Origin of the sequence: Duganella sp. HH101, assembly GCF_001758795.1 — a bacterium.
In the GTDB taxonomy this organism is placed as follows: domain Bacteria; phylum Pseudomonadota; class Gammaproteobacteria; order Burkholderiales; family Burkholderiaceae_D; genus Rugamonas; species Rugamonas rivuli.
In genome coordinates, this window is the sequence record NZ_LRON01000029.1 from 60955 (window position 1) to 75381 (window position 14427).

Here is a 14427-nt window from a genome sequence, read left to right on the forward strand (position 1 = left end):
GTCTGGCCTTATTCTCGCTCCGGCACCGGCACGTTGAAGCCGTTCAGCGTGACCGACACCAGCGCATACAGCCCGACCAGGTAGATCAGCTCATTCGTGCCGTGCTGGCCGAACGTGTGGACGGCCAGCCGGTACAAGGGTTCCGGCAGCGTGCCGCCGCGCGCCAGCGCGTAGGCCATGTCGTAGGCCACGCTTTCCTCTTTGCTTAAATCCGCCGGCTTGACGTCCGCCACCAGCGTGGCCAGGCGTTCGGCCGACATGCCTTCGCGCTCGGCGACGGCGATGTGGGCGTAGATTTCGTAGGCCGCGTTGTAGCTGGCGCCGACCACCAGGATGGCGATCTGCCTCACGTTGTCGGGCAGCGTGGCGTTGGCGGTCATCGCCAGCGTCAAGTCCCAGATCGCCTTGCCGATGCCTGGCTCGTGCAGCCACGGGTTCCACGGCCCCATCAAGGCGCCATCCTCGCGCACGGCGATGAAATCGTTGAAGTTGCTGGTGATACCTTTGCGCATATTGTCGTGCAGGGCTGCTTGTTCGGGCGTCAGGTTTTTCGGGGCGATCAGGGGCAGGCGCATGGCGATTCCTTCAATGGTTGAATTCTCATCCTGCAGCGTAAGCAGGAACCGCCGCGCGCTCTGTACGCCATCACACTTTGCACACGCGGCGGCCAGGCTCGGCCGAGAAGACGAGGTAGCTGCCAACAGCCAGCACAAACACGCTGACCGCGCCATACGTCATCACGCCGCCGAAGCCGGACACCAACGCCGCAGTGATGCCATCGCCGCTTGCCGCGTGGGAGTCGCCGGCGGCGATCTTTTCCGCGAACAGTCGCAGGCTGGCGCTTTCCGGCACGTTCAAGGTATTGCGCAGATGCGTGATGATGCCCTCCACCAGTATGCATCCCATCAGCGCAATGTTGAAGGCCAGCGAAATCATGCGGGCGCTGGTGTCCGCACCCGACGCCATGCCGACGCGGTTGGCCGATACGGATGCCGTGATCGTATTGGTGACGGTGGTGTTGGTCAGGCCCAGGCCTATGCCGGCCAGCACGCATCCCGGCAGGATCAGCGAACCCGGTTGCGCGGACAGGCTGCCGATCTTCATCAGCACGAAGCCCACGCCGATGATCGACAGTCCCAGCGGTATCACGATGCCAGACTGGTAGCGTTGCGACAGACGCTCCGCCACCATCGGCACGAACAGCGTGGGCAGGGTGTAGGCCAGCAGGGCCACCCCGGTCTGAACGTTGTCGTAGCCGAGCCCGACGTGGAAATAGATCGGCAGGTAAATGATGAACGGCCAGAAGCTGAAATTCATCCCCATCGAACCCAGCAGCGCCCCGGAAAAATGGTGGCTCTTGAACGCCGAGAAATCAATCATGGGTCGCTTGCTGACTTTCTCCGCGACGATGAACCCGGCGAAGCTCACGACCGACAGCCCGATGATGCCGAGCGCGGACCAACTGGTGAAACCAAGCACCGGTCCTTGCGTGACGAACAGCACCAAGCAGAACACCGCCAGCGACAGCGTCACGATCCCCGCAATGTCGAGGCTTTGGGCATGCGGATCGCGCGATTCCTGCACGCCCGCACGGCTCAACAAATACGTGATGACGGCCAGCACACCGTGCACCAGGAACACCCACTCCCAACTGGCCAACGCCAGGATGGCGCCACCGATGATGGGGCCGAAGCCCAGGCCGGCGCCGAACACGATGCCCCACCACGCGAACGCCGCGCCGCGCTCGCGCCCGTCCCGGAACTGGGTGGACAGGATGGCGATCTGGCAGATCAACATCATCGCCGCGCTCATGCCCTGGAAAAAGCGGGCGACGATCAGCACGGCCGCACTGCCGGTCAAGCCGCACACCAGCGACGTGAAGCCGAACGCCACGATACCGATGGTGAACATGCGCTTGCGGCCATAGCGGTCGGCCAGTGTGCCGACGGCCATCAGGATGGTCGTCATGGCGATGGTGTAGGAAGCCATGACCCACTGGAGCTGCCGGAAGCTGGCTCCCATCACGCGCTCGACAGTGGACAGGATAGGTGGAACGCTGGAGATTTCCAATCCCAGCATCAAGGCGGACAAACAGACAGCGGCCAGGGCAAGCGTGCCCTGGCGTAAAGGGGTAACAGTCATGAGCTACTTTCTAAAGGACTGGAGTAAACGGTAACTGTAGGGAAGACTCATTCATTCCACAATGCTATGATTGGCTATATCAGTAACAACAAATTCGTATAGATGATGAACAGAGTGACGTTGGATGTGGAAGCGGTGCAGGCATTCGTCACCATTGCCGACTTTCAGAGTTTCACCAAGGCGGCGGAAGCGCTGGGTACGACCCAGGGCGCCATCAGCGTGAAATTGAAGCGCCTGGAGGAACGGCTGGGCCACAAGCTGATCGAGCGTACGCCCCGGCTGGTGCGGCTGTCCGCGCAGGGGGCGGTGTTCCTCAATGCCGCACGCGAGTTTATCGCTGCGCATGACAGCGCGATCGCTGCGCTGTCGTCCGAGCGCAGGCGCTTCCGGCTAGGTATCGCCGCGCATGTGGCTGGGCCTGAAGTGCCGACCTTGCTGGCTCGCCTGAATGAACGCGACCCGGCCTTGACCATCGAAGTGCGGCTGGAGAACTCCCGCAGCCTGCTCGATGCTTTCGACAACGGCGAAGTGGATGCGGTGATCGTGCGCCAGGAGGACGACGGCCGCAATGGCGAAGATCTGGGGCCGGAGCATTTCGGCTGGTTCGCCGCGCCGGGTTTCAATCAGCGCTGCGGGGAGCCGCTGCGGTTGGCGGCGTTGGCGCCCGGCTGCGGCGTGCGTGATATCGCCACGCGCGCGTTGAACGGTGCGGGCATAGCATGGGTCGAAGTCTTTGTGGGCGGCAGCGCCGCTGTTGTGGCGGCCGTTTCGGCCGGGCTGGCGGTCGCGCCTTTTTCCTGCCGTCTCGCTTCGGCGGACGTGATCGAGGTCGGCCAGCTGCTTGGTTTGCCGGAGTTGCCGTCGTCCCGGATCATGCTGCATTCGACCCTGTCGGACCAACGTTCCCGCGAAGCGTTGCGGACGTTGGCGGCCGCCTATCGGGAGCATAGGCATGCACCAGGGCGTGCCGGCCGCCCGGGTACTACTGACACAAACTGACAGAGGTTTCGATTACGCTCTGGTTTTCCGACAAAGGAGGCCCCCATGAAACGCTCCATCACCATACTCGCGGAAGACTTTGCCGATTGGGAAACCGCCCTGATCAATTCAACCGCGCGCGCCTACTACGGCTTCGACACACGCTACGCCAGTCCCGATGGCAATCCGGTCACTTCGTCCGGCGGGATGAAGGTGGTGCCGCAACTGGCGATCGACGCCATCCCGCTCGACGGGCTAGACCTGCTGATCGTCTGCGGCGGAACCATCTGGCAGACCGACAGGGCGCCCGAGATAGGCGCGCTGCTGGCCGCCGCCCACAAGCGCAACGTAGTCGTTGCCGGCATCTGCGACGGCACCGTGGCGTTGGCGCGGGCGGGCGTGCTGGATCATGTCCGCCATACCTCCAACTCGGCGCAGAACCTGTCGCAACTGGGTTACGCCGGCGCCGCCCACTACCAGGACGTGCCCTATGCCGTTGCCGATCAACGCGTGGTCACGGCGCCTGGCAGCGCGCCGGTCAGCTTTATGGCGGAAATTTTGCGCACCATGGGTATCGGCGACGACAATCTGAAGGCTTACCTGGCGATGCACGCGGCCGAGCACAGCCGGCACGCCTAGTTCAGGTATGCACCAGCGCTTGGTGCAGGGCTTCCCGATCTTCGGCTGAGGGCTGGTACAGATAGTTGAATTTGCCGGCCACCATGGTCGCCACCGGCAGGCCGTCGCGGAACAGCACGCGGTTGCCGGACAGTGCGGGGACTTTGTCGCCGGGCAGCAGCGTGCCGCACAGGTTGAGCGGGTCGATGCCGGAGATGCAGGCCAGGCTGCCGTCGTGCTTGCGGCGGCGCATGTCGCGCAGCAGGGGGATGGCTTCGGGCAGGGCGAACTGCTCGCCGGACAGGCCGGCGATGAATCGTCCGCCGCGGATCTCGCCGCGCGCTTCGAGGCGGTGATAGACGGGCAGCAGCTCGCGCCACGACGGCATCCACGCGGCTTCGCGCTCCAGCAGCCGCCAGAACATCACGCCGTAGCGGCGCAGCAGCGTCATGGCGATGTGCTCCAGCGTTTCGGGAGCTGTGCGCGGCCTGCGCGGCGGCGCGACGACACGGCTGGCGCTGACTTTGCCGCCGGCCGCGCTCTCGGCGGCGCTTGCGGCGATCTCGCTGACGCGTTCACGGATCGTCACGTCGTCGCCGCGCCGCACCAGCGCCCAGCGGCCGGCTTCCTCCATGGTCGGCGCCGCGCCCGCGCCACGGTGGCGGCGCTTGTCGTTGCTGGACTTCTTGTTCGCCGGTAGCAGCATGGCGCGCAGTCCGGCGAAGCTGTCGGCGTTGACCAGCCCTGTTGCCACCAGCTCGCCCAGCGTGTTTTCCAGTTCCACCGGCAGCAGGCGCGCATCGTGCACAAGTTCGTCGAAGAACATGGCGCCGTCGCGCCGCAACGCTTCGAGCACGCGCGCGGCGCGCGGCGATACTTCGATTTCGCCGGCCACCGCGGGCAGCGCGTGCCATAAGCCCAGTTGGCGGCGCGGCAGCAGCACCAGCGGCGTATTGCGTACCGGCCCTCCGGCGGCGCTGGCCGGTGCGCCGATGCGCGTCCAAACCAGTTTGCCGCTGCGGCACAGGTCATCGAGCCAGGACTTCGAATAGTCCCGCATGCGCAGCGACAGCAGATCGCTCTCCCATGCGCCGGCGCCGGCTTCGTAGCCTTCCAGCTGGGCCAGCAGCAGCGGCAGCGAATCCTCGCCCTGCAGTTGCGTGTCCGCTGGCAGGTGCTGCCAGTCGAACAGGAAGCGCATGAAGTCCTGGCGCTCCACCGGTTCGATCTCGCGCCGCAGGCTCTTGATGGTGTAGCGGTGGATGCGCGCCAGCAGATGTCGCTCGCACCATTCCTCAACGCCGGCGCCAGGCGTGAAACGGCCGCGCATCACATAGCCTTCGCTTTCCAGTTGGGTGAGGGCGATGGTGGCGCTGCTGGCGGTTAGTCCCAGCGCGCCGGCAATCGCCGCCACCGGCAGCGGGCCGAAGCCGCTCAATCGTGCGCGCAGGATTTCGACCAGCGCGGTGTCGGCGTTCCATTCGCTATCGCCGTCGATGCCGGCGGGCGGTGGGGCCAGCGGCGGCGTGGACTGCGCCTGCGGATAGGCGGCTTGCACGCAAGCCAGGCGCTCCAGCGGTACCCAGAAGTCGATGCCACTCTGCGCCCCCGCTGCCTCACCGCGCATGCGCGTCGCCCGGCCGCCGGCCGCCAGTGCTTCCAGCCACCCGGGCCAGCCTTCGTTGGCAGCCGCCTCCGCATGCGTGATGCAGGCCAGAGACATCAAGGCCTCATGCATCTCATCGGCATTGCGCGCATTCGGCCAGGCTTCCTCCGCCACGCTGGCGATGGCGCCCGCATCGAGCGCGCCCAGGTCGTCGCTCGATGCGGGATCGGTCCAGCGCCGGTTGATGACGGCCTGCGTGCGCCGCTCCTCCAGCGGCGCGTCGTCGAGGAAGGCGTAGGGGCGGGCGTTGAGGATCTCCATCGCCAGCGGCGACGGCGCCGGCAGGTCGCGCGCCAGCAGCGTCACTTCGCCAGCCTCCATGCGGCGCAGCAGGGCAAGCCAGCCCTCGCTGTCCATGGCTTCGTGCAGACAGTCGTCGAGCGTCTGATCGACCAGCGGATGGCTGGGCAGCTCACGCTCGCCGACGATGTTCTCCAGGCACGCCGCCTGGTCGGGGAAGACGGACGCCAGCAGATCGTCGCTCTTCATGCGCTGCAGCTGCGGCGCCACCTTGCGGCCGCCTGCGTAACGGGGCAGCGCCAGCGCGGTGGTGGCGTTCCAGCGCCACCGCACGTTGAACAGCGGCGCGTCGAGCAGCGCCTGGATCAGTATGTGCTCGGCGGTGGCGGAGCGCAGATAGCGCCACACCTCGTCCAACGGGAAGCTGTGCGCGATGGACAGCGACAGCACGATGGCATCCTCGGTGGCTGCGGCCTGCAATTCGAAGTTGAAGCTGCGGCAGAAACGCTTGCGCAGCGCCAGTCCCCAGGCCCGGTTGATGCGGCTGCCGTAGGGCGAGTGCAGCACCAGCTGCATGCCGCCCGATTCGTCGAAGAAGCGCTCCATCACCAGCGTATCGCGGGTCGGCAGCGCGCCCAGCGCGGCGCGGGACCGGGCCAGGTACTCGACGATCTGCCGCGCCGCATCCTCGCCCAGGCCGAGATGTTCGTACAGCCAGTCGACGGCGCGCTCAATGGCCGCCGCGCCGTCCGGGGCTGCATCCGGGCTGCCCGCCAGCTGCCGTTCGATCTCGCCGCGCAAGCGCGCTACGCCCATCGACAGCTCGTCGCTGCGGCCCGGCGCTTCGCCCAGCCAGAACGGGATGTTGGGCGCCGCGCCGTGCGCATCCTCCACCCGCACCTTGCCCGCCTCAACACGCTGGATGCGGTAGGAGGTATTCCCCAACTGGAAAACGTCGCCGGCCAGGCTCTCGACGGCGAAGTCCTCGTGCACCGTGCCGACCATCTGGCCCTGCGGCTCCAGCACCACCGTGTAGTCGGCGTTGTCCGGGATGGTGCCGCCCGAGGTGACGGCGGTCAGCTTGCCGCCGCGCCGGCTGCGCAGCGCGCCGGCCACCGTGTCGCGATGCAGGTAGGAGCCGCGCACGCCGTTGCGGCCCGTGTAGCCCTCGGCCAGCATGCGGATCACGGCGTCGTAACGGTCGCGCGGCAGCTGCGCGTAAGGCGCCGCGCGGCGCACCATGGCGAACAGCTCGTCCTCGCCCCATTCGCGGCAAGCCACTTCGGCGACGATCTGCTGCGCCAGCACGTCCAGCGGCGCGGCGGGGATGTGCAACAGGTCCAGCTCATCGCGGCGCACGCAGTCCAGCAGCGCCGCGCATTCGATCAAGTCGTCGCGTGACGTCGGGAACAGCCGGCCCTTGGGTAGGCCGCCCACATGGTGGCCCGAGCGGCCCACGCGTTGCAGCAGCGAGGCGATATTCCTCGGCGATCCGATCTGGCACACCAGGTCGACGTCGCCGATGTCGATGCCCAGCTCCAGCGAGGCGGTGGCGATCAGCACCCGCAGCTCGCCGCGCTTGAGGCGCTGCTCGGCGTCGAGCCGGTATTCCTTGGACATGCTGCCGTGGTGCGCCGCCACCAGCTCCGCGCCCAGCCGCTCGCCCAGGTGGCGTGCCATGCGCTCGGCCATGCGGCGGGTGTTGACGAAGATGAGCGTGGTCTTGTGCAGCACCGACAGCTCGGCCAGGCGGTCGTACACGCGCTCCCACACCTCGTTCGGCATGACCGCTTCCAGCGGCACCGGCGGCAGTTCCAGGCCCAGGTCGCGCGCCCGCACATGGCCGACATCGACCACCGCGCAATCGCCGCCCGCGCCGACCAGGAACTGCGCCACCAGCGACAGCGGCTTTTGCGTGGCCGACAAGCCCACCCGCACCGGCGGCCGCGCGCACAGCGCGTCCAGCCGCTCCAGGCTGAGGGCCAGATGGCTGCCACGCTTGCCGCCGGCCACCGCGTGGATCTCGTCGACGATCACCGTGCGCACGGACGACAGCATGGCGCGGCCGCTGTCTGAACACAGCAGCACGTACAGGGACTCCGGCGTCGACACCAGGATGTGCGGCGCGCGCCGGCGCATGGCGTTGCGTTCGGCCTGGGTGGTGTCGCCGGTGCGCACGGCGCTGCGGATGCCGTGGTCGGCCAGCCCCATGGCGGCCAGTTCGCGGCTGATGCCTTCCAGCGGCGCCACCAGGTTGAGGCGGATATCGTTGGACAGCGCCTTCAGCGGCGACACGTACAGCACCCGCAATTCGTCGGGCAGCGGGGCGCTGGCGCTTTCGGCCACCAGCGCGTCGATGGCGGCCAGGAAGGCGGTCAGCGTCTTGCCGGAGCCGGTGGGCGCGGCCACCAGCACCGGCCGGCCGCCCTGGATCAGCGGCCAGGCGCGCAGTTGCGCTTCGGTCGCTTGCGGGAAGGCGGCCGCGAACCATGCCGCCACGGCGGGATGGAAGGTATGGCGTGGGGCGGTCAAGGGCGCATGCATACGCTATTAGATGGGGATGGCGCGGCCGAAGTCAAACAGACTCCGTCGAAATCCCAACAATGATACGCTTCAACATTGTCATTAAGTAATTTACCTAGGCGTTCACGATGAATCAACAGTCCGGTCCCCTGCTGTCTGTCCCCGACTTCCTGACGGCCCCCGGTGTGCTGGGCGCGCAGATCCAGGCCTACGACTGGTCGCAAACGCCGCTCGGCCCGATCGCCGCCTGGTCGCCGAGCCTGAAGGCGGTGGTCAGTCTGATGCTCAGTTCGCCGCAGCCGATGTGGATGAGCTGGGGGGAGCAGGCGACGTTTTTATACAACGACGCCTATATCAACGTACTCACCGGGGCCAAGCACCCCTGGGCGCTGGGCCGGCCGGTGGCCGAGGTCTGGGCCGAGATCTGGGACTATTGCGGGCCGCTGGTGGACCGCGTGTTGCAGCACGGCCAGGCCACGCTGGCCGACGACGTGCGTCTGTTCCTGCGCCGCGCCGATTTTCTCGAAGAGATGTTTTACTCGTTTTCGTACAGCCCTGTGCGCGACGAATCCGGGCGGGTGGCCGGCCTGTTCTGTCCCAGCCTGGACGTCACGGCCAAGCACCTGAACGCGCGGCGGCTGCGCACGCTGTCGGACCTGAGCAGCCGCTCGCTGCAGGAAAAGACCGTGCTCGACGCCTGCGCCAGCGCCGTCGCCGCGCTGGCCGGCAACCCGGACGATCTGCCGTTTGCGCAGCTGTACCTGGCCGATCCCGACGGCGGCCCGGTGCAACTGGTGCAGGCCACGCACGCCGGCATCGACGCCGCGCATTTTCCGCTCGGGGCGGTCATCTCCGACGGTGTCGGCCGCGAGGTGGCGCTGGACCAGGTCGCGGGCTTGCCGCAGGGGCTGGCCAACCAGGCGCTGCGCCGGGCGCTGGTGCTGCCGCTGGCCGGCGCCGGCGCCGGCCAGCAGGCGGCCATCGGTGCGCTGGTGCTGGGCGTGAGCGCGGCGCGCAGGCTCGACGACGATTACCGCAGCTTTTTCCAGCTGATCGCTACGCAGGCCGGCAATGCCATCCAGCAGGCGCGCGCCAGCGAGGGCGAACGCCTGCGCGTGCTCGCCCTGGCCGAACTGGACCAGGCCAAGACCCAGTTCTTCAGCAATGTCAGCCACGAATTCCGCACCCCGCTGACGTTGCTGCTCGGGCCGCTGGAGGAAGCGCTGGACGACGTCGGCCAGCCGCTGCCGCCGGCGCAGCGCGAGCGCCTGCAACTGATGCACCGCAACGGCTTGCGCCTGCAGAAACTGGTCAACACGCTGCTCGATTTCTCGCGCGTGCAGGCGGGCCGCGCCCACGCCCATTTCGTGCCGACCGACCTGGCGGCGCTCACGTCCGACCTGGCCAGCAGCTTCCGTTCGGCGGTGGAGGGCGCCGGCATGCGGCTGACGGTCGATTGCCCGCCGCTGGCCGCGAGCGTGTATGTGGACCGGACCATGTGGGAAAAAATCGTCCTCAACCTGTTGTCGAATGCGTTCAAGTTCACCTTCGAAGGCGAAATCCGCGTCAGCCTGCGCGGCGTCGGGCAGCAGGCGCGCCTGTGCGTGGCCGACAGCGGCACCGGCATCGCGCCCGACCAGGTGCCGCGGTTGTTCGAGCGTTTCCACCGGGTCGAAGGGGCCCGCTCGCGCACGCACGAAGGCTCGGGCATCGGCCTGGCGCTGGTCAACGACCTGGTGACGCTGCATGGCGGCGAAATCGTCGTGCGTAGCGAACTCGATCGCGGCACCGAGTTCTGTGTCGCCATCCCGCTCGGCACGGCGCACCTGGACCCGGCGCAGATCGGCGAGGAGGAGCCGGCGCCGGCGCCGCCGCAGGCCACGCGCGCCTACCTGGCCGAAGTCGAAGGCTGGATGCAGCCGGCGTCTGCGCCGCGCGCGGCGGCGGCCGCATCGGGCGGGCCGGCGCGGCGCGGCCGCCTGCTGATCGTCGACGACAACGCCGACATGCGCGACTACCTGCAGCGGCTGCTGGAGGGCGAGTGGCAGGTCGAAGTGCGCACCAACGGCGTTGAAGCGCTGGCGGCGTTGGAACGACAAGCGCCGGACATGATCCTGTCCGACGTGATGATGCCGCAGCTGGACGGCTTCGGCTTGCTGGCGGCGGTGCGCGCCAATCCCGCCGTGCGCGGCATGCCGTTCATCCTGCTGTCGGCGCGCGCCGGCGAAGAGGCGCGGCTGGAAGGCTTGCAGGCCGGCGCCGACGACTATCTGGTCAAGCCGTTCTCCGGCCGCGAACTGGCCACCCGCATCGATCTGCTGTGGCAGCGCCAGCAGGCGCGCACGGTGGAGCAGGCGGTGGCGCGGCGCACGCAGAGCATTTTCAGCCAGGCGCCGGTCGCCATCGCCATCCTGCGCGGGCCGCAGCATGTGTTCGAACAGGCCAACGCGTATTACCAGCAACTGGTCGGACAGCGTCCGCTGGCGGGCCTGCCGATCCGCGCCGCGATGCCGGAGCTGGCGGGGCAGGGCATCTACGAATTGCTGGACGGCGTGCTGCAGACCGCCCGGCCGTATGTCGGCCGTTCGATGCTGGTGCGGCTGCTGCGCGGCCAGCCGGCGCAGCTGACCGACTGCTATTTCGATTTCGTCTACCAGCCCTTGCTGGACGACGCCGGCCAGCCGGAAGGCGTGGCGGTGGTGGTGTTCGAAGTGACCGAACTGGCCAACGCCAAGCGCGCCGCGGAGCAGGCCAGCCGCGCCAAGGACGAGTTCCTGGCCATGCTGGGCCACGAGCTGCGCAACCCGCTGGCGCCCATCGTCACCGCGCTGCAGCTGATGCAGCTGCGCGGCGGCGACTACGCGGTCAAGGAGCGCGCCGTGATCGAGCGCCAGACCAGGCACCTGGTGGCGCTGGTCGACGATCTGCTCGATGTCTCGCGGGTGGCCGAGGGCAAGATCCAGCTGCGCCGCCAGCCGGTGCAGATGGCCGAGGTGGTGGCGCGCGCGATCGAGACGGCCAGTCCGCTGATCGAACAGAAACGCCACGTGCTGGAGCTGGACGTGCCGGCCAGCGGCCTGGCGGTGATGGCCGATCCGACCCGCTGCGCGCAGGTGGTGGCCAACCTGCTGACCAACGCCGCCAAGTACACCGAGCAGGAGGGCCGCCTGAGCGTGCGCGCCTGGCGCGATGGCGACGAGGTGGCGGTGCAGGTATGCGACAACGGCATCGGCATCTCGTCGGACATCCTGGGCTCGGTGTTCGACCTGTTCGTGCAGGAGCGCCAGGCGCTGAGCCGTTCGCAGGGCGGGCTGGGACTGGGGCTGACCATCGCCAAGAGCATGGTGGCGCTGCACGGCGGCCGGCTGCAGGCGCACAGCGAGGGCATCGGCCGCGGCAGCACCTTTACCATGCACCTCCCCGTGCTGGAGCTGGGGGCGCACGAGCCGGCCGCGGCGGCGCCGCCGGCCGGCGACGCCAGCGCGACGCCGGGCGGCGCACTGCGCGTCATGGTGGTCGACGACAACGAGGACGCCGCCCGCGCGCTGGGCGAGGCGCTGGAGCTGATGGGCCACTCGGTGCAGGTGGTGTTCAGCGCGCCGGCCGCGCTGGAACTGGCGCCGCTGCTGCGGCCGGACATCTGCCTGCTCGATATCGGCCTGCCCGGCATGGACGGCTACGAGCTGGCGGTGCGCCTGCGCCAGCAGGTCGCGCGCGGCAGCGGCGACCTGCGCCTGTTCGCCGTCACCGGCTACGGCCAGGACGCCGACCGCCGGCGCGCCATGGAGGCCGGCTTCGACCATCACCTGACCAAGCCCATCGATCTGGCGCGGCTGGACGCCATGCTGCGCACAGTTGTCGGCGAATAAAGTGACTTGCAGTAAAAATACTTGCGTCGTATAGGCGTGCTCCTACAAAAAAAGCGGCTGCACCTGTTATGCTGTTCAGCAATTTACGTTATTTTAACTTTTACTTTTTGAAAATGGGGATTTGATGAGCTCGAACGATAACGCCCGCCGCATCGGCACGCTGATCCAGCAACACCAGGCCGAGATCCAGGCTGAGTGGATAGCGCAGCTGCAAGGCCTGTCCTTCCGCAGCGACGCCGCGTCCGAGGAACAGTTGCGCCGGCATTGCAGCCAGTTTCTGGCGCTGCTGCCGAACGCCACGCTCAACGGCGGCTTCGACAGCATCGACGGCCGCGCCTTCGACGAGGTGCGCGACCAGCTGACCGAGATCTCGACCCAGCGCGCCCGCCAGGGCTCGACCCCGAGCGAGACGGCGATGTTCGTGTTCTCCCTGAAGCAATCGCTGTTTACCAGCCTGCGCCAGTCGCTGGGCGCCGAGCCCGACCTGCTGGCCGAGGCGCTGTGGAGCGTGAGCACGCTGCTCGACAAGCTGGGCCTGTTCACGGTGGAAGTGTTCCAGAAGAGCCGCGACCAGATCATCGTGCGCCAGCAGCAGGAACTGCTGGAGCTGTCGACCCCGGTGGTCAAGCTGTGGCAGGACATCCTGGCGCTGCCGCTGATCGGCACGCTCGACAGCGCGCGCACCCAGGTGGTGATGGAGAGCCTGCTGGAGAAGATCGTTGAGACCGGCGCCGCGATCGCCATCATCGACATCACCGGCGTGCCGACCGTCGACACGCTGGTGGCCCAGCATCTGATGAAGACCATCGCCGCCGCCCGCCTGATGGGCGCCGACTGCATCATCAGCGGCATCCGCCCGCAGATCGCGCAAACCATCGTGCACCTGGGCGTCAACCTGGAGGACGTGGTCACGAAGGCCACGCTGGCGGACGCCTTCATGGTGGCGCTGGCCCGCGTCGGCGCCAGCGTGACCCGCACCGCCGCCTGAGCCGCCTATGGAACGCATCCCTATCTTGCGCATCGGCGACCTGCTGCTGGTGACGATCCAGGTCGACATGCATGACCGCCTGGCGATGACGCTGCAGGACGACCTGACCGAGCGCATCGTGCGCGACAACGCCAAGGGCGTGCTGATCGACATCTCGGCGCTGGACCTCGTCGACTCCTTCATCGGCCGCATGATCAGCAACACGGCGGCGATGGCGCGCGTGCTCGACGCCCAGACCGTGCTGGTCGGCATGCAGCCGGCGGTGGCGATCACGCTGGTCGAGCTCGGCCTGACACTGCCGGGCGTGAAAACCGCCCTCAACGTCGAGAAAGGCATGACGCTGCTCGGAAAGAGCTATCTGAGATGAGCAATGCGAGTGCACCCTTCGCGGTGCGGTTTACGTCGCGCCTGCTCGACGGCGGCGGCAGGGTCCAGCACAGCAGCACGCTGCCGCTGCGCACCGACGAACACGTGGTCGGCGTGCGCAAGGTGGTGCGCGAGCACGCGCTGGAGATGAAGCTGAGCCTGGTCGAGCAGACCAAGCTGGTGACGGCCGCCAGCGAGCTGGCGCGCAACACCATCAAGTACGGCGGCGGCGGCATGGTGCTGGCGCAGACGCTGTCGGACGGCGTGCGGCACGGCCTGCGGCTGGTGTTCGCCGACGACGGCCCCGGCATCGCCGACATCGCCCAGGCGCTGCGCGACGGCTACACCAGCGGCGGCGGGCTGGGGTTGGGACTGGGCGGCGCCAAGCGCCTGGTCGACGAGTTCGATATCGATTCACGCAGCGGAGAGGGTACGGCAGTAGCGATCACCAAATGGAAAAAATAATCAATTCGCTGGAAGAACCGCACTGGGTGGCGATCACCCATACCAGCGATATCGCCGCCGCCCGCCGTCTGGGGCAGCGGCTGGCGCAGCAACTGGGCTTTGACGACACCCGCGCCGGCCAGCTGGCCATCATCATCACCGAGCTCGCCACCAACATGCTCAAGCACGCCGGCGAGGGCCGCCTGGCGCTGTCGGTGGTGCACAGCGGCGAGGCCAACGGCATCGAAGTGCTCGGTTACGACCGCGGCCCCGGCATCGCGAACGTGGGCCTGGCGCTGCGCGACGGCGTCTCCAGCGCCGGCACCGCCGGCACCGGGCTGGGCGCGCTCAAGCGCCTGGCCGACGAGTTCGATGTGTATGCGCCGCGCGGCAAGGGCGCGGTGTTCTTCGCGCGGCTGTGGGACGCCGGGGCGCCGGCCGCGCCGCTGCAGACCGGCGCGGTCTGCCTGCCGCTGGCGGGCGAGACGGCCAGCGGCGACGCCTGGGCCGTGGCGCGCCAGCGCCATACGCTGACCTTGCTGATGGTGGACGGCCTGGGCCATGGGCCGGAGGCGGCCAAGGCGNCNACGGCG

At 67.9% G+C, this 14427-nt stretch carries 10 protein-coding genes; 7 read left to right on the plus strand and 3 right to left on the minus strand.

Annotated features, from left to right (window positions below; translation table 11 throughout):
* Nucleotides 1-8 precede the first annotated feature (8 nt).
* The gene (locus DUGA2_RS29205; protein WP_070272866.1) at nt 9-575 is read right to left on the minus strand and encodes a carboxymuconolactone decarboxylase family protein; all 567 of its coding nucleotides are present in this window, start codon (nt 573-575) and stop codon (nt 9-11) included.
* A gap of 70 nt (nt 576-645) precedes the next feature.
* Nucleotides 646-2142: an MFS transporter gene (locus DUGA2_RS29210; protein WP_070272867.1), complete on the minus strand. Its 1497-nt coding sequence runs from the start codon at nt 2140-2142 to the stop codon at nt 646-648.
* A gap of 102 nt (nt 2143-2244) precedes the next feature.
* On the opposite strand from DUGA2_RS29210, the gene DUGA2_RS29215 reads away from it, so the two are divergent.
* Complete coding sequence (locus tag DUGA2_RS29215; protein ID WP_070272868.1) at nt 2245-3141, plus strand: LysR family transcriptional regulator; 897 nt, start codon at nt 2245-2247, stop codon at nt 3139-3141.
* A 45-nt stretch (nt 3142-3186) separates the two neighbouring features.
* Nucleotides 3187-3759 carry a type 1 glutamine amidotransferase family protein gene (locus tag DUGA2_RS29220; RefSeq protein ID WP_070272869.1) on the plus strand — a complete coding sequence of 191 codons (573 nt, stop codon included), beginning with the start codon at nt 3187-3189 and terminating at the stop codon, nt 3757-3759.
* A gap of 1 nt (nt 3760) precedes the next feature.
* Here the strand turns inward: DUGA2_RS29220 and DUGA2_RS29225 are convergent, their stop codons facing one another.
* On the minus strand, nt 3761-8188 hold the full coding sequence (locus DUGA2_RS29225) for a DEAD/DEAH box helicase (protein ID WP_070272870.1): 4428 nt from the start codon (nt 8186-8188) through the stop codon (nt 3761-3763).
* A 107-nt stretch (nt 8189-8295) separates the two neighbouring features.
* Between DUGA2_RS29225 and DUGA2_RS29230 the strand changes: the two genes are divergently transcribed.
* From DUGA2_RS29230 to DUGA2_RS29250, 5 genes are all read left to right on the plus strand, one after another.
* Nucleotides 8296-12036: an ATP-binding protein gene (locus tag DUGA2_RS29230; protein WP_070272871.1), complete on the plus strand. Its 3741-nt coding sequence runs from the start codon at nt 8296-8298 to the stop codon at nt 12034-12036.
* Between the two features lie 124 nt (nt 12037-12160).
* Nucleotides 12161-13024 (plus strand): STAS domain-containing protein, encoded by an 864-nt coding sequence (locus tag DUGA2_RS29235; RefSeq protein WP_070272872.1) that lies wholly within the window; start codon nt 12161-12163, stop codon nt 13022-13024.
* A gap of 7 nt (nt 13025-13031) precedes the next feature.
* On the plus strand, nt 13032-13391 hold the full coding sequence (locus DUGA2_RS29240) for an STAS domain-containing protein (protein ID WP_008447609.1): 360 nt from the start codon (nt 13032-13034) through the stop codon (nt 13389-13391).
* Nucleotides 13388-13855, plus strand: coding sequence for an anti-sigma regulatory factor (locus DUGA2_RS29245; protein ID WP_210402605.1), 468 nt, complete (start codon nt 13388-13390; stop codon nt 13853-13855). Before DUGA2_RS29240 ends, DUGA2_RS29245 begins: the two co-directional genes overlap by 4 nt.
* Nucleotides 13843-14427 (plus strand): anti-sigma regulatory factor (locus DUGA2_RS29250; RefSeq protein ID WP_141753416.1); only part of this gene is annotated, 585 nt, incomplete at its 3' end. The genes DUGA2_RS29245 and DUGA2_RS29250, both read left to right, overlap by 13 nt.